This window comes from Lysobacter sp. KACC 24251 (genome assembly GCF_057747755.1).
This window is the reverse complement of sequence record NZ_CM173222.1, coordinates 141,759-159,940: the sequence shown is the minus strand read 5'-3', so window position 1 is coordinate 159,940 and position 18,182 is coordinate 141,759. Positions and strand designations below refer to the sequence as shown.

At 70.3% G+C, this 18,182-nt stretch carries 17 protein-coding genes; 7 read left to right on the top strand and 10 right to left on the bottom strand.

The genetic code is table 11. The features are described 5' to 3' along the window. Window positions 1-10 precede the first annotated feature (10 nt). The 5 genes from AC3ARF_RS00755 to AC3ARF_RS00735 form a co-directional block, all read right to left on the bottom strand. On the bottom strand, window positions 11-268 hold the full coding sequence (locus AC3ARF_RS00755) for a phosphopantetheine-binding protein (RefSeq protein WP_498929388.1): 258 nt from the start codon (window positions 266-268) through the stop codon (window positions 11-13). Continuing rightward, entirely contained in the window at window positions 255-1,064 is an 810-nt protein-coding gene (locus tag AC3ARF_RS00750; protein ID WP_498929386.1) for a lysophospholipid acyltransferase family protein, read from the bottom strand. Before AC3ARF_RS00750 ends, AC3ARF_RS00755 begins: the two co-directional genes overlap by 14 nt. After that, window positions 1,057-1,896, bottom strand: coding sequence for a beta-ketoacyl synthase chain length factor (locus tag AC3ARF_RS00745; RefSeq protein ID WP_498929385.1), 840 nt, complete (start codon window positions 1,894-1,896; stop codon window positions 1,057-1,059). Before AC3ARF_RS00745 ends, AC3ARF_RS00750 begins: the two co-directional genes overlap by 8 nt. A 91-nt stretch (window positions 1,897-1,987) precedes the next feature. Then, window positions 1,988-4,192 (bottom strand): DNA helicase II, encoded by a 2,205-nt coding sequence (gene uvrD / locus AC3ARF_RS00740; RefSeq protein ID WP_498929383.1) that lies wholly within the window; start codon window positions 4,190-4,192, stop codon window positions 1,988-1,990. A gap of 28 nt (window positions 4,193-4,220) precedes the next feature. Next, a complete protein-coding gene (locus tag AC3ARF_RS00735) occupies window positions 4,221-4,817 on the bottom strand; it encodes a TIGR00645 family protein (protein WP_498929381.1) in 597 nt (198 codons plus the stop codon). Between the two features lie 133 nt (window positions 4,818-4,950). Here AC3ARF_RS00735 and AC3ARF_RS00730 point away from each other — a divergent pair, with 133 nt between their 5' ends. The 4 genes from AC3ARF_RS00730 to AC3ARF_RS00715 all read left to right on the top strand — a co-directional run bounded on the left by AC3ARF_RS00730 (window position 4,951) and on the right by AC3ARF_RS00715 (window position 11,052). After that, entirely contained in the window at window positions 4,951-5,640 is a 690-nt protein-coding gene (locus tag AC3ARF_RS00730) for a glutathione binding-like protein (RefSeq protein WP_498929379.1), read from the top strand. A gap of 54 nt (window positions 5,641-5,694) precedes the next feature. Continuing rightward, complete coding sequence (locus tag AC3ARF_RS00725) at window positions 5,695-7,914, top strand: S9 family peptidase (protein WP_498931924.1); 2,220 nt, start codon at window positions 5,695-5,697, stop codon at window positions 7,912-7,914. Window positions 7,915-8,104: 190 nt separating this feature from the next. Then, window positions 8,105-9,928, top strand: a complete 1,824-nt coding sequence (locus tag AC3ARF_RS00720) for a DUF885 domain-containing protein (RefSeq protein WP_498929377.1) — start codon at window positions 8,105-8,107, stop codon at window positions 9,926-9,928. A 314-nt stretch (window positions 9,929-10,242) separates the two neighbouring features. Beyond that, window positions 10,243-11,052 (top strand): glycosyltransferase family 2 protein, encoded by an 810-nt coding sequence (locus AC3ARF_RS00715; protein ID WP_498929375.1) that lies wholly within the window; start codon window positions 10,243-10,245, stop codon window positions 11,050-11,052. Between the two features lie 61 nt (window positions 11,053-11,113). Here AC3ARF_RS00715 and AC3ARF_RS00710 read toward each other — a convergent pair whose 3' ends face one another. Continuing rightward, window positions 11,114-11,530, bottom strand: a complete 417-nt coding sequence (locus AC3ARF_RS00710) for a hypothetical protein (protein WP_498929373.1) — start codon at window positions 11,528-11,530, stop codon at window positions 11,114-11,116. A gap of 76 nt (window positions 11,531-11,606) precedes the next feature. Here AC3ARF_RS00710 and AC3ARF_RS00705 point away from each other — a divergent pair, with 76 nt between their 5' ends. Then, window positions 11,607-12,656, top strand: a complete 1,050-nt coding sequence (locus AC3ARF_RS00705; RefSeq protein ID WP_498929371.1) for a chorismate transformation FkbO/Hyg5 family protein — start codon at window positions 11,607-11,609, stop codon at window positions 12,654-12,656. Between the two features lie 149 nt (window positions 12,657-12,805). After that, entirely contained in the window at window positions 12,806-13,054 is a 249-nt protein-coding gene (locus tag AC3ARF_RS00700; protein WP_498929369.1) for a hypothetical protein, read from the top strand. Window positions 13,055-13,095: 41 nt separating this feature from the next. Here AC3ARF_RS00700 and AC3ARF_RS00695 read toward each other — a convergent pair whose 3' ends face one another. The 3 genes from AC3ARF_RS00695 to AC3ARF_RS00685 all read right to left on the bottom strand — a co-directional run bounded on the left by AC3ARF_RS00695 (window position 13,096) and on the right by AC3ARF_RS00685 (window position 15,969). Then, a complete protein-coding gene (locus AC3ARF_RS00695) occupies window positions 13,096-14,664 on the bottom strand; it encodes a dipeptide ABC transporter ATP-binding protein (RefSeq protein ID WP_498929367.1) in 1,569 nt (522 codons plus the stop codon). After that, window positions 14,661-15,494, bottom strand: a complete 834-nt coding sequence (locus AC3ARF_RS00690) for an ABC transporter permease (RefSeq protein WP_498929365.1) — start codon at window positions 15,492-15,494, stop codon at window positions 14,661-14,663. Before AC3ARF_RS00690 ends, AC3ARF_RS00695 begins: the two co-directional genes overlap by 4 nt. A 148-nt stretch (window positions 15,495-15,642) precedes the next feature. Beyond that, the gene (locus tag AC3ARF_RS00685) at window positions 15,643-15,969 is read right to left on the bottom strand and encodes a high-potential iron-sulfur protein (RefSeq protein WP_498929363.1); all 327 of its coding nucleotides are present in this window, start codon (window positions 15,967-15,969) and stop codon (window positions 15,643-15,645) included. Window positions 15,970-16,171: 202 nt separating this feature from the next. On the opposite strand from AC3ARF_RS00685, the gene hemB reads away from it, so the two are divergent. Then, window positions 16,172-17,164: a porphobilinogen synthase gene (gene hemB, locus AC3ARF_RS00680; RefSeq protein WP_498929361.1), complete on the top strand. Its 993-nt coding sequence runs from the start codon at window positions 16,172-16,174 to the stop codon at window positions 17,162-17,164. Between the two features lie 119 nt (window positions 17,165-17,283). Here hemB and AC3ARF_RS00675 read toward each other — a convergent pair whose 3' ends face one another. Further along, entirely contained in the window at window positions 17,284-18,180 is an 897-nt protein-coding gene (locus tag AC3ARF_RS00675) for a TolB family protein (protein ID WP_498929359.1), read from the bottom strand. Between the last annotated feature and the right edge of the window lie 2 nt (window positions 18,181-18,182).

The window sequence follows — 18,182 nt, the reverse complement described above, 5'->3', positions numbered from 1 at the left end:
TCCCCTGCGCTCAGGCTTGCTGCGCGGAGACGAACCGGGCCAGCGCGTCGACGCTGGCGAAATGCTGGCGGGTTTCCTGCGAATCCGCGGACAGCGTCACGCCATAGCGCTTCTGCAGCGCCAGGCCGAGCTCGAGCGCGTCGATGGAATCCAGGCCAAGGCCTTCGCCGAACAACGGCGCCGCGGCGTCGATGTCATCGGGCGCCACGTCTTCCAGCGACAGCGACGAAATGATCAGGTGCTTGATCTCAAGCTCAAGTGACTGCACGCAGGCCCCCCGCCGCGAAGAAATACTGGGTCAGATAGTCGGTAAGTTGGCGCGCAGCCAGAGCCTCACCCTGTGCCCCGTTCATGAACGGCGCGATATCCAGGTCAGGCTGAACGTCCACCACCACATGGAACCGGCACGCCGGAACACGATACCACTTCTCGCCTTTGCCCAACGTCATGGGCGTACAGCTCAGCCGTACGGGCGTGATGGCCAGCCGGCCGCGCACGGCGATATTGGCCGCGCCGCGTTGCAGCTGCATCGGCGCATCGCGACGGGTGCGGGTGCCTTCCGGGAAGATGACCAGGGTGCCACCGCGGCGCACGGCGGCGATGCAGTCATCGACCAGCCCCGCGCCATCGTCGTTGAACACGTAGCCAGCCGCGCGCACCGGGCCCCGCGTGAACGGGTTGCGGGCCAGCGCCGACTTCACCACGCAGTCGGCGTTGGGTAGCAGCGAGATCAGGAACACCACATCGATGAGCGTGGGATGGTTGGCCAGCACCAGCAGGCCATCGCGTTGCAGGCGCTCACGGCCGCGGATTTCGTAGGTCAGCACGCCCAGCACGCGCATCAGCTCGATGTGGGAGGCGAAGCTCTTTTGCACCAGTCGCCGGGCCCAGCGCCGGCGCCGCGCGGGATCGCGCACCGCCAGGTTGATCAGCGGGAACACCAGCAAGCCCAGCAGCAGGCCACCCACGCCAAAGGCGAGGAAGCTCACGCCGGTGGCCGCGATCCGCCACAGGTGGTTGAGGCGCTCCGCCCAGCCGGACCGCGTCAGCGTGGCCTCAACCATGGCGTTGCCACGTCCAGCACAGGCCATCGGCACGGTGCTCGCGCAGCCCATCCCCGGCGAGCAGGAAACGCAGCGCGTCCAGGCCGGCGGGAAGCGCTGTCGTGAGGGTGGCGCAATTGGCGAGCACAGTCGTCTCGTCATGTGCGTCGCCCAGCCCGCGCTCGCCGGCGATCAACGTGCGTGCCGCGGAAGGCGCCTCCTCAGGGGCGGAAGCGTCATCACCGGTCATCTCCGCCGCCCACGCCAGCGACAGGCGCGTGCCTTCCCCATCGGCGCGCACGCGCCAGCTCCAGGCGTAGAACGGATCGGGCTCGTCGAGGAAGCTGGCGTACGCTGCCGGCGGACGGGCGTCGTACACCACCACCAGCACCTCCGGCGCGCCATCGGCGAGCAGCCCGGCCGCTTCCACCAGCGCAGCTTCGGCGGTGGCCCGGCCGGCGGCGAGCGCGAGGTAGTTGCCGCGCTCGCCACGCACGATGGAGTACAGCGCGGCGATGGCGTTGTGCACCGACAGGCCGAAGTGGGTCGGCGACATCGATTCGCCACGGGCCAGTTGCTCCAGCAACTCGAACGAACGCTGCACGTCGCCGTGGCGCGAGGCGAAGACCAGCGGCACCCCGGCCGTCTCGGCCTGGCTGCACCACCACGCGGCCTGCACCGCCATCCGCCCCAGCCGTTCGATGCGGCGTCGCTGCATGGCCGGCACCTCCGGCAAGGCCGGCGTATCGTCGCCCGCCGGCAAGACAGGCGCCTTCGACCAGGCCTGCCACGCCCCGCGCTCGTGCAGGCCGGGGGCCCACGCCGCCCAGTCCGCCACCGTGAATTGGATCATGCCCCTGCCATCTGCCAACGCCCCAAGCGCATTCTAGCGCCCGGCCCCGGTGCGAACCTGAGTGGGCGATGGGCAAATTTCGCGCAGCTGGTCACACCGGCTGCAGGTTGGCGTAGGCCAGCACCAGCCACTTGCTGCCGGCGTCGTCGAAGTTGACCTGCACGCGTGCGTGCGCGCCGCTGCCCTCGTAATCAACCACCGTGCCGGTGCCGAAACTGGGATGGCGCACCACCGCTCCGAGCTTGACCGGCGGCGCCTCGATCGACGCATGCCCGCGCCCGCCGGCGGGGAACGCGCGCGGCGCGCTGCCGTACACCGGGCGCGACACCTGCACCTTGGGCCGAACCTCATGCAGCAGGTGCGGCGGAATCTCGCGCAGGAACCGCGACGGCATGCCGTACATGTCCTGGCCGTGCAGGCGGCGGCTCTCGGCGTAGCTGAGCACCAGCTTCTGCCGCGCACGGGTGATGCCCACGTACGCCAGCCGGCGTTCCTCCTCCAGCCGGCCCGACTCCTCGCTCGACTTGGCACTGGGGAACAGCCCCTCCTCCATGCCACCAAGGAACACCAGCGGGAACTCCAGGCCCTTGGCGCTGTGCAGGGTCATCAGCTGTACGCCTTCTTCGCCGGCCTGGGCCTGGCCTTCACCGGCCTCCAGCTGCGCGTAGCTGAGGAACGCGATCAGCTCGGGCATCGCCGCGTCCACCTCGTCGTCGCCGCGGGTGAAGCGCGAGGCCACCGACACCAGTTCGTCGAGGTTATCCACGCGCGAGTCGAGCTGGCCGCGCGACTCGTTGAAGTAGTGGTCGCGCAGCCCGGAACGGATCAGCGCGTGGTCGATCTTCTCCGGCAGGGTCATCGCCTGCACGTCGTTGTCGATGGCATCGAGCAGCGTGAGGAAGCCGCCCACCGCGTTGCGCGCGCGTGCGGTCAGTCCGCCCTCGTCGACGATGCGGCGCGCGGCTTCCCACAGCGCCACGGCGTCATGGCGCGCGCGGCGCCGCACCTCGTCCAGCGTCTTCTCGCCGATGCCGCGCGCCGGCGTGTTGACCGCGCGCTCGAACGCAGCGTCGTCGCTGCGGTTGGCGATCAGGCGCAGGTAGGCCAGGGTGTCCTTGATTTCGGCGCGCTCGAAGAAGCGCATGCCGCCGTACACGCGGAACGGCACCTGCTCGGCCAGCAGCAGTTCTTCGAACGCACGCGACTGCGCGTTGCTGCGGTACAGGACCGCGCAATCGCCATGGCTGCCGCCGTCGCGCACCCACTGGCGGATGCGCTCGACCACGAAGCGCGCCTCGTCCATCTCGTTGTATGCGGCGTACAGGTCGATCGGCTCGCCTTCGCCGGTGTCGGTCCACAGCTTCTTGCCGAGGCGGTCGGGGTTGTGTGCGATGACCGCGTTGGCGGCGTTGAGGATGTTGGCGCTGGAACGGTAGTTCTGCTCCAGGCGGATGGTCTTCGCCTCGCCGCTGGCGGTGTGCGCGAAGTCCTTGAGGAAGCGCTGCACGTTCTCGACCTTGGCACCGCGCCAGCCGTAGATCGCCTGGTCGTCGTCGCCGACCACGAACACGTGGCCCGTGTCCCCAGCCAGCACGCGCACGAACGCGTACTGGATGGCGTTGGTGTCCTGGAACTCGTCCACCAGGATCTCGCTGAAGCGGTGGCGGTAATGCGCCAGCAGCGCCGGGTTGTCGCGCAGCAGCTCGTGGGCGCGCAGCAACAATTCGGCGAAGTCGACCAGCCCGGCGCGCTCGCAGCGCTCCTGGTAGGTCTCGTAGGCGCGGCGCATCACGTCGGCCCACGGATCGGCGCTGGCCTGGATGTGCTGCGGACGCCGGCCCTCGTCCTTCTGCGCGTTGATCCACCAGACGATCTGCCGCGGCGGGAAGCGCACGTCGTCCAGCTCCAGTTGCTGCACCACGCGCTTGACCAGGCGCAGCTGGTCGTCGCTGTCGAGCACCTGGAAGCCCTCCGGCAGCCTGGCGTCCTGCCAGTGCAGGCGCAGCAGGCGGTGGGCGAGGCCGTGGAAAGTGCCGACCCACATCCCGCGGGCGCCGTGGCGCAACTGTGCGTCCAGGCGGTGGCGCATCTCGCCGGCGGCCTTGTTGGTGAAGGTCACCGCCAGGATGCCGTGCGTGGGCACGCCGTGGACTTCGTTCAGCCAGGCGATGCGGTGGGTGAGCACGCGGGTCTTGCCGGAACCGGCGCCCGCCAGCACCAGGTAATGGCCGGGCGCCGCGGACACGGCTTCGCGTTGCGCCGGGTTCAGCGCGTCAAGCAGGTGGGAGACATCCATCGCGCCATTCTACCGGGCGCGATGAGCCTCAGTGGTGCGCTTCGTGCTCGCGCTTGGCCGACACGCCGGTCATCAGCTTGTCGGTCCAGGCAATGCCGATCGCCGACAGGATGAACACGCAGTGGATGATGGTCTGCCACATCACGCCGGCGGCGGTGGTCTTGGCGCACAGCGCCGCTGCCGCCGTCAGTTCCGGGGTGCACAGCGGCAGGCCCAGCTGCCCGGCCTCGATGAAGGTCTTCAGCAGGTGGATCGAGGAGATGCCGATGATCGCCATCGCCAGCTTGACCTTGAGCACGCTGGCGTTGACGTGACTCAGCCACTCGGGCTGGTCCGGGTGGCCTTCCAGGCGCAGGCGCGAGACGAAGGTCTCGTAGCCGCCCACGATCACCATCACCAGCAGGTTGGAGATCATCACCACGTCGATTAGGCCGAGCACGATCAGCATGATCCCCTGCTCGCTCAGCGAGGCGGCGTCCTGGATCAGGTGCAGCAGCTCCTTCAGGAACAGGAACACATACACGCCCTGCGCCGCGATCAGGCCCAGGTACAGCGGCAGCTGCAGCCATCGCGAGCTGAAGATCAGGGCGGGTAGGGGGTTGAGCGACGGGCGGGGCTGGGACATGGGTACGGCGTGGGTTGGCTCGAAAGTCGCCTAGAGTACCGGCGCCTCGGCCCTGCGCCAACGGCCCGCACAGGTCGCGGAACCCTGCCGCCACACCGCGTACACTCGCCCTTCCCCCGCCCGGAGCCACGGCATGATCGAGCTGTACTACTGGCCCACGCCCAACGGCCACAAGATCACCCTCTTCCTCGAAGAAGCAGCCCTGCCCTACACCGTGCACCCGGTGGACATCGGCGCCGGCGACCAGTTCAAGCCCGAATTCCTCGCCTTCTCGCCCAACAACAAGATGCCGGCGATCATCGACCGCGCCCCCGCCGACGGCGGTGCCCCGATCAGCGTGTTCGAATCCGGCGCGATCCTGCAGTACCTGGCCGGCAAGACCGGGCGTTTCCTCCCCGCCGACCCGCGCGCGCGCATCGAAGCCAGCGAATGGCTGTTCTGGCAGATGGCCGGGCTTGGGCCGATGACTGGCCAGTACGGCCATTTCCATGTCTACGCCCCCGAGGACATCGCCTACGCCAAGGACCGTTACCGGCGCGAAGTGCTGCGCCTGCTGGGGGTGCTCGACCGGCGCCTGGAAGGCCGCGCGTTTGTCGCCGGCGACGAGTATTCCATCGCCGACATGGCCATCCATCCGTGGATCAACCCGTACACCAAGGCGCCGCTGGACCTGTCCGGCTTCCTCCACCTCAACCGCTGGCACGCCGATGTCGCAGCACGCCCGGCGGTGCAGCGCGCGTACGCGCTGGCCACGCAGTACGGCGCGCAACGCGAGATGACCGCGGAAATGCGCAAGAACCTGTTCGGAACCCCGACCCCGTAAGCCATGAACAACAGCCTCCGCCGCGGCCTCGCCGCCAGCCTGATCGCCACGTCGATGATTGCCACTGCCGCCCTTGCCTCGCCCGCCTCGCCCACGCCGGGCAAGCTCACCCTGGAAGCCATCACCGGCAGCACCTCGCTGTCGGGGCCGAGCCTGATGAAGGCCAAGGTCGCACCCGACGGCAGCCGCGTGACCTTCCTGCGCGGCAAGGACGCGGACAAGAACCGCCTCGACCTGTGGGCCTACGACATCGCCACCGGCACCACCGCGCTGCTGGTGGACTCCAACGACGTCCTGCCCGGCGCCGAAGTACTCAGCGACGAGGAAAAGGCCCGCCGCGAGCGCCAGCGCATCGCCTCGCTCAGCGGCATCGTCGATTACCAGTGGTCGCCGGACGGCAAGGCGCTGCTGTTCCCGCTGGGCGGCGAACTGTACCTGTACGACCTGGCCCAGCCCGGCAAGGCCGGCGTGCGCAAGCTGACGAATGGCGAAGGCTTCGCCACCGACCCCAAGCTCTCGCCCAAGGGCGGCTTCGTCAGCTTCATCCGCGAGCGCAACCTGTGGGTGATCGACCTGGCCACCGGCAAGAGCGCGCAGCTCACCAGGGACGGCAGCGCGGTGATCGGCAACGGCGTGGCCGAATTCGTCGCCGATGAGGAAATGGACCGCCACACTGGCTACTGGTGGGCGCCGGATGACAGCGCCATCGCCTTCGCGCGCATTGACGAGAGCCCGGTGCCGGTGCAGAAGCGCTACGAGGTGTATCCGGATCGTACCGAGGTGATCGAACAGCGCTATCCGGCTGCCGGCGACAAGAACGTGCTGGTGCAGCTGGGCGTCATCGCACCCAAGGCCGGCGCCAAGCCCACCTGGATCGACCTGGGCAAGGAGGACGACATCTACCTCGCGCGTGTGGACTGGCGCGATGCGAAGCACGTGACCTTCCAGCGCCAGTCGCGCGACCAGAAGTTGCTGGAGCTGGTCGAGGCCGACCTCCGCAACGGCAAGCAGCGCGTACTGGTCACCGAGACCAGCAAGACCTGGGTGCCGCTGCACAGCGACCTGCGCTTCCTCAAGGATGGGCGACTGCTGTGGAGCAGCGAGCGCAGCGGTTTCGAGCACCTGTATGTAATCGGCGCCGACGGCAACGCCACCGCGCTGACCTCGGGCGCGTGGCCGATCGATGCGGTGCTCGCGGTGGACGAGGCGGCGGGCTTCGTCTACTTCAGCGCCGGCAAGGACACGCCGTTGGACGTGCAGGTGTACCGCGTGCCGCTGGCTGGCGGCGCCATCGAGCGCCTGTCGAAGGCCGACGGCGTGCACAACGCCACCTTCGCCACCAACGCCAGCGTGTACGTCGACAGCTGGTCCAACCCGACCACGCCCCCGCAGCTGCAGCTGTTCCGCAACGACGGCAGCCCGCTCGCCACGCTGCTCGCCAACGATCTCGCGGATGCCACGCATCCGTACGCGCCGTACCGCGATGCGCAACGGCCGGTGGAGTACGGCACCCTCACCGCCGCCGATGGCACCACCGCGCTGCACTACAGCGTGATCAAGCCCGCTGGCTTCAACCCGGGAAAGCGATATCCGGCGGTGGTGTACGTGTATGGCGGACCGGCCACGCAGACCGTGAGCCGCGCCTGGCCTGGCCGCGGCGACCACTGGTTCAACCAGTACCTGGCGCAGAACGGCTACGTGGTGTTCTCGCTGGACAACCGCGGCACCCCGCGCCGCGGCGCGGCCTTCGGCGGCGCGCTGTACGGCGTGCAGGGCACGGTGGAAGTGGAGGACCAGTTGGCCGGTGCGAAGTGGCTGCAGGCCCAGCCGTGGATCGACCCGGGCCGCATCGGCGTGTACGGCTGGTCCAACGGCGGCTACATGACGCTGATGCTGCTGGCCAAGGCCTCCGACACCTACGCCTGCGGCGTGGCCGGGGCACCGGTCACCGACTGGGGCCTGTACGATACCCACTACACCGAGCGCTACATGAACCTGCCGGCGGCCAACCCGGACGGCTACCGCGACGGCCGCGTGCTCACCCACATCGACGGACTGAAGTCGCCGCTGCTGCTGATCCACGGCATGGCCGACGACAACGTGCTCTTCAGCAACTCCACCGTGCTGATGAGCGCCTTGCAGAAGCGTGCTCAGCCGTTCGAGCTGATGACGTACCCGGGCGCCAAGCACGGCCTCAGCGGCGCCGACCTGCTGCACCGCTTCCGCCTGACCGAAGACTTCTTCGGCCGCTGCCTGAAGCCGTCGACACGCTGAGTCGCACCGGCAGCCGGGGCGCCCTGCCCCGGCTGGCGTCGCACCGCGGGCCCTGACCCAAGCCCTCCCCGCGCCTGCGCCGCGGGCACGCACCCGCTGCGGAGGAGGCCGGGCACTGTGACCTTCGGCGGATGTGATGGCGGCCCCGCTGCGGCGATGCTGGGGGCCTTTCCGCCCTGGGGCCTCCCACATGACCAAGCCACTCGTCCTCGCCATCGCCGTGGCGCTGCTCGCGCCCCTGCCTGCCCTCGCCGCGCCCGTACTGCTGGCGCCCGCCTCCGCGACCGCCGCCGCAAAGGCCCCCGCGGCCAAGGCCGCCCCTGCATGGGTGGCGCGCAGCAACGAATACACCTCGATCCTGCTCAAGGCGCAGGGCGACTTCTTCCCCGAGCAGCTGTCGTTCTTCGGCATCCCCGGCTACGACGACAAGACCGCCGATTTCGGCCCCGACAATGGCAAGCGTTTCCGCGATGCCACCGGCAAGGCCCGCGCCGAACTGTCGACCAAGCTGCAGCTGGAGCGCGATCCCAACGTCCGCCAGGACCTGGAAATCCTGATCAAGGCGGCCGATGACGCGATCGAGGCCAGCGAGGTCAACGAGCGCCTGACCCGGCCGTGGGCCGATGTCGGCCAGTCGGTATTCCAGGGCATGCAGGGCCTGCTCAGCGACCAGACCCCGCCGGCGCGCCGCGCGATGGCACTCAAGCGCCTGCAGCGCTATGTCGGCCAGGTCGCCGGGAGCACGCCGCTGGCCACCCAGGCGCGCCAGCGCTACGACGAGCGCAACGAGGCCGGGCTGCTGCAACCCACCCAGCAGTCGGTGCAGCAGTCCATCGACAACCTGCCCACCTACCTCAAGGGCATCCGCGCACTGTTCGCCAAGTACAAGGTCGAAGGCGCCGATACGGCGCTCGACGCGCTGGACAAGCAGCTGACCGACTACGCCGCGTGGTCGAAGGCCAGCGTGCTGCCGACCGCACGCACCACCTACCAGCTGCCCGACGAGCTGTACGCGCTGTCGCTGAAGAACGTCGGCATCGACATCGATCCGCGCGTGCTGATCGAGCGGGCGCAGCTGGAGTTCATGGAAACGCGCAACGCCATGCAGCAGCTGGCACCGCTGGTGGCCAAGGCCAAGGGGCTCAAGGCCACCGACTACATCGGCGTGATCAGGGAACTCAAGCAGCCGCAGCTGGCCAACGACCAGATCGAGCCGTTCTACCGCACCACGGTGATGCCGGAGCTCGACCGCCTCATTGCCAAGCACGACATCGTGTCGCTGCCGCAGCGGCCGATGCAGATGCGTTTGGGCAGCGAGGCCGAAAGCGCCGCGCAGCCGGCGCCACACTTCCTGCCGGCGCCGCTGGTGGGTAACACCGGCCAGCAGGGCACCTTCGTGCTGCCACTGGGCAACCCCAACGCCGGCGCCGACGGCGCGTATGACGACTTCAACTACCCGGCCGGCGCGTGGACGCTCACCGCGCACGAAGGCCGCCCCGGCCACGAATTGCAGTTCACCGCGATGGTCGAGCGCGGCGTGTCGCTGGCGCGCACGCTGTACGCGTTCAACTCGGTCAATGTCGAAGGCTGGGCCCTGTATGCCGAGGCGGAGATGGTGCCGTACGAGCCGCTCGAGGGCCAGCTGATCGCCCTGCAGTTCCGCCTGCTGCGCGCCGCGCGCGCGATGCTCGACCCGATGCTCAACCTGGGCCTCACCGACCGCGACACCGCGTTCAAGGTGCTGACCGAGCAGGTGGGGTATTCGAAGGCGATGGCGCGGCAGGAAGTCGACCGCTACACGGTCAAGGCGCCCGGCCAGGCCGGCAGCTACTTCTACGGCTACGCGCGGATCATGCAGCTGCGCGCCGAGACCGAGCTGGCGCTGGGCGACCGCTTCAACCGCAAGGCGTTCAACGACTTCCTGCTCGACCAGGGCCTGCTGCCGCCGGACCTGCTGGCCAAGGCGGTACGCGAGGAGTTCGTTCCGGCGCAGAAGGCCAAGCCGCGCGGCTGATGGACGTCGACGCCGGCGCCCACGTGGTGGGGCGCCGGCGGAGCCGAGCTGCACCTGGATCAGCCGAGGGAGCCGCGCCGCCGGTCACAGACCCAAGGCAATACCGGCCGTCCAACGCGGCAGCACCTCCACGCGCGCGCTGCCCGCCCTCGCCATGCGCCAACACGATGCGCATTCCAGCCTGAATGGAGGCACGGGCATTGGCCGCCCCGGGGTTCCACATCACGCGCCACTGCCTATACTCCGACCCAAGTCGGTCGGCCCTACGACGCAGTGCGCAGGGCTTCCGTCGCTCCCCCTCGCCGGAACCGCGCATGCTCGAACGCCACAACGTCGCCGTCGTCATACCGGCCCTCAACGAATCGCTGCGCATCCGCGGCGTGGTCGAGGCGGCATTGGCCGAATGCGCGCACGTGATCGTGGTGGACGATGGCTCCGACGACGGTACCGCCGCCTGTATCGCCGACCTGCCGGTCACCGTGCTGCGCCATCCCACGCGCCGCGGCAAGGGTGCCAGCCTGCGCACCGGCTTCAACGAAGCACTGCAGCGCGGCCTGCGCGGCGTGGTCACCATGGACGGCGACGGCCAGCATCGTGCCGAGGACATCCCGCGCCTGCTCGACGCCGCCAACCGCTATCCCGGCCACCTGGTGATCGGCGCGCGGCTGCGCAAGCGCGCGCAGGCCCCGCTGTACCGCAAGCTGGCCAACCGCTTCGGCGACTGGGGGATCGCCTGGGGCACCGGCTACCAGATCGCCGACACCCAGAGCGGCCAGCGCTTCTATCCCGCCGAGGTGTGCGCATTGCGCGACATCCCCGGCGAAGGCTTCGTGTTCGAGGCGCAGGTGCTGATTTCCGCCGCGCGCCAGCTGGGTACGCGCGTGGTGTCGGTGCCGATCGAATCGCGCTACCAGCAGCCCAACGGCGACGAGCAGTTCCGCGCCAGCCATTTCCGCCCGCTGCAGGACTTGGGCCGGATCACCTCGCACGTGGTGGCTCAGGTGCTGCGCCGCGGCGGGATGTGGCAGGTGTACCGCAGCATCCGCGCGCATCCGCCGCTGATCGACGATCCCAGCGGCGAGTTCGCGCCGGCAACCGCGGCCCCGCGGGCCGTCACGCGCTGAACGTGCCCCGGCCCGGCCCGGCCCGGCGCCGAAGCTGAACGGACGCGCCCGGTCTTGCCCCTTATTCCTCGATGACGTGGATCGCCACGCCCACCGCCTGCCGCTGCGTGGTCGGAACCCCGAAGCCGCCGTAGATGCCCACATGGCTGCGGTGAACGCCCGTACCCACGCCCACCGACACCGGCGGCGCCACGCTGCCCACGCCGAGCAGCAGCACGCCGTTGGCGCCCAGCTTCGCGGCCTCGCGGCGCAGGCGCGCGATCGCGGCGTCGGTCTGCCCCGGCGTGCCAAAACCAATCGCGCTGGACGATTCCAGCCGCGCGATCTCCTCGTAGCGCTTGGGGGCCACGTGGTAGACCTTCACCTGCTCGACCGCAATGGCGGGGCGCGGCGGCGCAAGGATGACCCGGTGGGTGCTGGCGCAGCCGGCCAGCAGCAGGGCGGACAGGGCGAGGGCGGACAGCAGGCGGCGGGGCATCATCGGGGTCGGACTCGGCGGGTTTCTTCGAGCATACTCCGCGCACCGGCCTGAACCGGCCCGGTATCATGGCGGCATGACTTCGCCGCACCCGACCGCTGGCGCTCCGTCGGTGGCCGCCACCTCCTCCCCGCCGGCCCCGCGCTGGACGGTGGACTACTCCGACGCCGACCTCGACGCGCTGCTGGCCGGCGACAACACCCTGGCCGTGTTCGGCTTCGGGCGTGACGCGCCGCGCCACGACGATCCGCGCTATCTGCGCGTGTCGCTGCAGCCGCACGGGACCGCCCCGCTGGAAGTGTGGCGCGGTGCCGGCCCGGTGGCGCGCGGTCGCGACGGCGACGTCGCCTGGGCCGAAGACGGCGCGCTGCAGTTCGGCGCCATCGAACTGGACGAACTGCCCGGCGACGACGACAGCGACATCGAGCGCACCACGGAAGCCATCTACCGCCGGCTGTCGGCCTTCGTCGTCGCGCGCGGCTACCCGCACCTGCTGCGGATGTGGAACTACCTCGACGGCATCACCACCGGCGACAGCGACGACGAGCGCTACCGCCGCTTCTGCGTGGGCCGCGCGCGGGCGTTGGGCACCGTGGACCCGGGCACCCTGCCCGCCGCCACCGCCATCGGCCGGGTCGACGGCGAACGCCGGCTGCAGGTGTACTGGCTGGCCGCACGCGCACCCGGCACCCCGCTGGAAAACCCACGCCAGCTCAGCGCCTGGCGCTACCCGCGCCAGTACGGCCCGCAACCGCCCGGCTTTGCCCGCGCGATGCTGCCGCCGGCGGGCAGCGCGATGCCGCTGATGCTCTCGGGCACCGCGGCGATCGTCGGCCACGAATCGCAGCACCGCGACTGCGTCGAAGCGCAACTGGACGAGGTGCTGGTCAACCTTGACCACCTCATCGACCGCGCTCGCCAGCAGCGGCCCGGCTTGCCGGCCTCGTTCGGCGCGGGCAGCCGGCTCAAGGTCTACGTGCGCGACGCCGCCGAGCTGCCGCGTGTCACCGAAGCACTGGCCGCACGCCTGCCCGCCTCGGTGCCGCATATCGTGCTGCACGGTGCGGTGTGCCGGCGCGAACTGCGCGTGGAGATCGACGGCGTGCACGGGCAAGCGGTGGCCTAGACCCGGCGTTGGCTCCGGCAACCACGGAGACCCGGACCGTCCCGCCGCCGACGCGCCCCGCGCCGGCCCGGGCCCATGTCAGCACTCCGGCCAGCGATCGGTCATGATCATGGCAACGGCGCCTGCGCCATCATCATGGAGCGTTCTCGATGGGATTGATCAGCTTGGTGTGGGGCATCGTCGCGATGGTGTGGATGATCGTGGCGTTGATCCCGCTGCTCGGATGGGGTAACTGGTTCCTGATCCCGTTCGCCGCGATCGGCGCAATCATCGCCGCGGTCGGCATCCTGCTCAGCCGGCCCGGCCACCGCGGTCGCGCGAAAGCCGGCCTGGTGCTCAACGCGCTGGTGATCGTGGTCGGCGTCGTGCGCTTGGGGATCGGCGGCGGCGTGATCTGAGGCGACTGCCCGGCGGGTAGCCTCCCCGCCGCGCGGCGCGCTCACACGGCCGGCCGCGCCGCCAGCAGGGCCCGGGTGTGCGCATGCCGCGGCACCCGCAGCACCTGGGCGGTGGCGCCAGTCTCGACGATGCGCCCGCCCTCCAGCACCGCGATGCGTTCGGCCACCGCCGCCGCCGCGGCCAGGTCGTGGGTCACGAACAGCAGCGCCAGGCCGCGTTCGCGCTTGAGCCGGGCCAGCAGCGCCAACACCGACGCGCGATGGTGCGCATCCAGCGCGGAGACCGCCTCGTCGCACACCAGCAGGTCCGGATCGGTGGCCAGCGCGCGCGCGATGGCGATGCGCTGGCGCTGTCCGCCGGAGAACTGGTGCGGGTAGCGATCGAGCATGGCCCGCTCCAGCCCCACGGCTTCCAGCAGCGCCGCCGCCCTGTCCCGCCGCGTGGGGGCATCGCCCAAGCCATGGATGCGCAACGGTTCGGCCACGATGTCGGCGATGCGCATGCGCGGATCGAGCGAGGCATACGGATCCTGGAACACCACGCCGACGCGGCGACGCAGACGGCGCAGGGCGGCGCGCGGCAACGCGGTCAGCTCCTCGTCCTGCAGCCACACCCGTCCCTGCGCTCCACGCAGCAGGCGCAGCAGCGCGCGGCCGAGCGTGCTCTTGCCGCTGCCGCTCTCGCCCACCAGCGCCAGGCCTTCGCCGCGACGCAGCACCAGGTCCACGCCATCCAGCGCCGCCCGCGGCGCGCGTGGGTAGTGCATGCGCAAGCCTTCGCCCCGCAACAGCACCGGTGCCTCGCCTGCCACCGGTGGCAGGGATGCCAAGCGGTCGGCCGCCAGCAGTTCCCGGGTGTAGGCGTGCGCCGGCGCGGCGAACACGCGGCGCGTGTCGCCCTGCTCCACCACGTGCCCGCGGCGAAGCACCACCAGGTGCTGTGCGTACTCGCCCACCAGCGGCAGGTCGTGGCTGATCAGCAGGAGCCCCAGGCCGTCCTCGCGGCGAAGCTGGTCCAGCAGGTCGAGGATGTCGCGGGCGATGCGCGCGTCCAGCGCCGATGTCGGCTCGTCGGCAATGAGCACGCGCGGCTGCGTGGCCAACGCCAGCGCGATGGCGATGCGCTGGCGCTGCCCGCCCGAGAACTGGTGCGGAAAGCGCCCGAGGGCCGTTGCGGGGTCGGGCAGTTGCACGCGCGCGAGCAGGCGCTCGGCCTCGGCGGACGCAGGCGCGCGGGACAGGCCGCGCACCACGCGCAGGGTTTCGACGAGTTGCGCCCCGATGCTGCGCAGGGGATGCAGGGTGGCCAAGGGGTCCTGCGGCACCCAGCCCAGCGTCCGCCCGCGCAGTGCGGCATGCGCCGACGTGCCCAGCCCGACCGGCACGCCATCCACCGACAGCGCGCCGGTGGCGGACAACCCGGTGGGCAGCAGGCCCAGCAGCGACAGCGCGCTCAGGCTCTTGCCGCTGCCGCTTTCACCGACCAGGCCGAGGCATTGGCCCGCGTGCAGGCCAAGATCCAAGGGGCCGAGCAGGCAGCGGCTGGGCGCCCGCCGCGGGGGCCGGGTTGCCACTTCCAGCCCGTGCACGGCGATCAGCGCCACGCTCACGCCGCCGCCTCGTCATGCCCACCACGGACGTCCATCCAGTCGCGCAGCCCATCGCCGAGAAACTGGAACAATGCCAGCGTGGTGACCAGAAAGCCGGCCGGAAACAGCAGCGTCCACGGCGCGCTGTCCAGTTCCTGCACGCCTTCGGCCAGCAGCGTGCCCCAGCTGGCTGACGGCTCGTCCACGCTGAGGCCAAGGAAGCCGAGGAAGCTTTCCACCAGGATTGCCTGCGGCAGGATCAGGCCAAGGTAGACGAACGCCAGCGGCAACAGGTTGGGCAGCACGTGCCAGTGCAGGCGTTGGCGGAAACTCGCGCCGGCGGCCTGGGCGGCAAGCAGGAACGGCGCCTCGCGCAGGCGCGCGGCCTCGGCGCGCATCACCCGCGCGAGGTCGATCCACACATAGCCACCGATGGCGGCCAGCAACAGGCCGAGCGAGCGCTCGAACAGGGTCAGCAGCAGGATCACCACCAGCAGGAACGGCAGCGCGCTGAAGACGTCAAGCACGCGCAGCATCGCGCGTTCGACCCGTCCGCCGGCCAGGCCCGCGATGGCGCCGTAACCCACGCCGACCAGCAGCGCGATCACGCTGGACATCAGGCCGATGGTCAGCGACAGCCGCCCGCCGGCGAGGGTGCGGGCCAGCACGTCGCGGCCGATGGCGTCGGTGCCGAAGCCGTGCCCCGCCACGCCCGGCGCCACCGACAAGGCACTCCAGTCCGGCGCGTGCGGGTCGTGGCCATCCAGCCACCCACCGAGCCAGCACACCGCGACCAGCGCGGCCAACGCCAGCAGGCAGACGCGAACGGAGACCGGGAAGGAGCGGAACATGCGCACCGCGCCATCCTACCGGGCGTATGCGGATACGGGCAGACGTGCACGCTCGCGTATCGGGACCGCTCCCGCGCCAGCCGCCAGCGTGCAGGCACCGCGAAACGCCCACTCCAACGCGACCGGAGTGGACGTCGGTGTTATCCGATCAGGCCTTCTTCGCCCAGGCGCTGCACCAGCCCTTGGCCGCCACCGTGTTCTGCGGGAACAGCGTGCACGGCCCGTAGGCCTGGCCCTTGGCGCCCTTGTACAGCGTGCAGTTGAGGCAGTTGCTGCCGGCCTTGAACACCGGGTGCTTCACCGCGGCGGCGTTCTCGGTGTAGGCCAGCGCCTTGGCCTGCGGGTTGGCGACGGTCAGCTTGGGCAACGCAGCGGGCGCGGCCTCGGCCGGCAACGCCTTGAGCACCAGCGGGATCGCCGCGGCGGCGGCGGAATAGGCGAGGAAACGACGGCGACCCGGGTTGCGGAGATCCATGGCTGTGAACACTGAGGTGGCTAGGATGGCGCCACTCTAGTGCCCTGCCGCGCGCGCGCCTTGACCGGTGTCAAATGTGCGTTCGACGGCGCGAATGCGTGGGCCCTGCGTTCAGCGCCGCTACGGGATGCCCACTCATGCCCGCAGACGAGCCTGATCACGATCAAGCCGCGCCCGGCCACCGCGCGTACAATGCCCCGCCATGAGCTACCCCTACACGCGCCCGCGGCGGATGCGCCGCGACGAGTTCTCGCGCCGGCTGATGCGCGAGACGGTCCTCACCGCGAACGACCTGATCTACCCGGTCTTCGTCCACGAGCTGAAGGGACGCGAAGCCGTCGCTTCCATGCCGGGCATCGAGCGCCTGTCGATCGACGAGCTGCTCAAGGTGGCCGAGCAGGCCAGCGAACTGCGCGTGCCCGCGCTCGCCCTGTTCCCGGTCACCGCGCCGGAGGCCAAGTCGCTGACCGCCGAAGCCGCGTGGCAGGACGACGGCCTGGCGCAACGCGCCGTGCGCGCGCTGAAGGAACGCTTCCCGCAACTGGGCGTGATCACCGACGTGGCGCTGGACCCGTACACGGTCCACGGCCAGGACGGACTGCTGGATGACAGCGGCTACGTGATGAACGACGAGACTGTCGAGGCGCTGGTCAAGCAGGCGATCTCGCACGCGCGCGCCGGCGCCGACGTCGTCGCCCCCAGCGACATGATGGACGGCCGCATCGGCGCCATCCGCGGCGAGCTGGAAGTCGAAGGCCACATCCACACGCGGATCCTCGCTTACAGCGCCAAGTACGCCAGCGCGTTCTACGGCCCGTTCCGCGACGCCGTCGGCAGCGCCGGCGCGCTCGGCAAGGGCAACAAGTACACCTACCAGATGGACCCGGCCAACTCCGACGAGGCGATGCGCGAGATCGCGCTGGACCTGGACGAAGGCGCGGACATGATCATGGTCAAGCCGGGCCTGCCGTACCTGGACATCGTCCGCCGCGCCAAGGACGAGTTCGGCGCGCCGACCTTCGTCTACCAGGTCAGCGGCGAGTACGCGATGCTCAAGGCCGCCGCGCTGAACGGCTGGATCGACGAGCGTGGCTGCGCGCTGGAAGCGCTGACCAGCATCAAGCGTGCCGGCGCCGATGGCGTGCTTACCTACTTCGCGCTGGATGCGGCGCGGTGGTTGAAGGACGCGGACTGACATCGCGCGGACACTGCGCGTCTCCCCGGAGAAACCCGCCCAAATGGCGGGTTTTTCGTTGCCGCTGAACGTCGTGCCAGCACCTGCCTGCAATCAGCCCACGCGTGTGCCGGTTGGATTCAGCCCAAGCAGCCTCGCTTGCCAGTCACCGCGGGCGCCTTCATGCGGTACAGGTCCAACCCACCGGCGCGCGGCGACCGCGCACTGCCGGTGACCAGCAACTCCCCCGGCTTGTTCCACTCCACCACCGGCCCCAGCGTCGTGGCGGCGTCGGTGTTGAACGAAAGCTTGAGCGGCGCGATGCCGCCATAGCGCTTGCCGTCGCACTGCGCCAGTTGCAATTGGATCGGCTTGGCCTGCGCATCGGCGGAGCGCGCGAACACGATCGCCTCGCCATCGCCCAGCCAGGCCGCGTCGAATTCGTCGTCGCGGGTGTTCACCCCGGGCACCGGCTGCACGGCACCGAACACGGCGCCGTCCCAACGGGCGAAGAACAGGTCGTGGCGGCCGGCGCCGCCGTGGCCATTGCTGGCGAACAGCAGCGCCTTGCCGTCGCGGCTGGGGGTCGGCGCCCGTTCGTCGCCCTTGGTGTTGACGCCCGCGCCCAGGTTCTCCGGCTTGCCGTAGCCGCTGCCATTCACCGCCGCGCGGTACAGGTCGTCGCCGCCGCGCCCGCCCGGCCGGTCGCTGGAGAAGTACAGCCAGCGCCCGTCGGCGCTGAACATCGGGGCGGCGTCCTTGGCCTTGGTGTTCAGCGCCAGCGGCTTGGCGTCCTGCCAGCGGCCGTCCTTGAGCGTGGCCTGCCACAGGTCGCCACCACCCGGGCCGGCTTCGCGATCGGGGCTGCCCCACACGATGCGCTGGCCGTCGGGGCTGACCGTGCCGCGCACTTCGCTGGCCTTGGTGGACACCACGCCCATGCCTTCGATGCCGAACTCGGCCAGGGCGAAAGCCGTGCCGCCGAGCAGCAGCAGCGGGAGTAGACTGAAACCGATCAAGGCCGGGTTGCGCCGCATCG

Bases quoted from the DNA above. Each gene is read 5' to 3' on its own strand.
- AC3ARF_RS00750 (WP_498929386.1), bottom strand. From the start codon at position 1,064: ATGGTTGAGGCCACGCTGACGCGGTCCGGCTGGGCGGAGCGCCTCAAC.
- AC3ARF_RS00745 (WP_498929385.1), bottom strand. From the start codon at position 1,896: ATGATCCAATTCACGGTGGCGGACTGGGCGGCGTGGGCCCCCGGCCTG.
- uvrD (WP_498929383.1), bottom strand. From the start codon at position 4,192: ATGGATGTCTCCCACCTGCTTGACGCGCTGAACCCGGCGCAACGCGAA.
- AC3ARF_RS00735 (WP_498929381.1), bottom strand. From the start codon at position 4,817: ATGTCCCAGCCCCGCCCGTCGCTCAACCCCCTACCCGCCCTGATCTTC.
- AC3ARF_RS00730 (WP_498929379.1), top strand. From the start codon at position 4,951: ATGATCGAGCTGTACTACTGGCCCACGCCCAACGGCCACAAGATCACC.
- AC3ARF_RS00725 (WP_498931924.1), top strand. From the start codon at position 5,695: ATGATTGCCACTGCCGCCCTTGCCTCGCCCGCCTCGCCCACGCCGGGC.
- AC3ARF_RS00720 (WP_498929377.1), top strand. From the start codon at position 8,105: ATGACCAAGCCACTCGTCCTCGCCATCGCCGTGGCGCTGCTCGCGCCC.
- AC3ARF_RS00715 (WP_498929375.1), top strand. From the start codon at position 10,243: ATGCTCGAACGCCACAACGTCGCCGTCGTCATACCGGCCCTCAACGAA.
- AC3ARF_RS00710 (WP_498929373.1), bottom strand. From the start codon at position 11,530: ATGCCCCGCCGCCTGCTGTCCGCCCTCGCCCTGTCCGCCCTGCTGCTG.
- AC3ARF_RS00705 (WP_498929371.1), top strand. From the start codon at position 11,607: ATGACTTCGCCGCACCCGACCGCTGGCGCTCCGTCGGTGGCCGCCACC.
- AC3ARF_RS00700 (WP_498929369.1), top strand. From the start codon at position 12,806: ATGGGATTGATCAGCTTGGTGTGGGGCATCGTCGCGATGGTGTGGATG.
- AC3ARF_RS00690 (WP_498929365.1), bottom strand. From the start codon at position 15,494: ATGTTCCGCTCCTTCCCGGTCTCCGTTCGCGTCTGCCTGCTGGCGTTG.
- AC3ARF_RS00685 (WP_498929363.1), bottom strand. From the start codon at position 15,969: ATGGATCTCCGCAACCCGGGTCGCCGTCGTTTCCTCGCCTATTCCGCC.
- hemB (WP_498929361.1), top strand. From the start codon at position 16,172: ATGAGCTACCCCTACACGCGCCCGCGGCGGATGCGCCGCGACGAGTTC.
- AC3ARF_RS00675 (WP_498929359.1), bottom strand. From the start codon at position 18,180: ATGCGGCGCAACCCGGCCTTGATCGGTTTCAGTCTACTCCCGCTGCTG.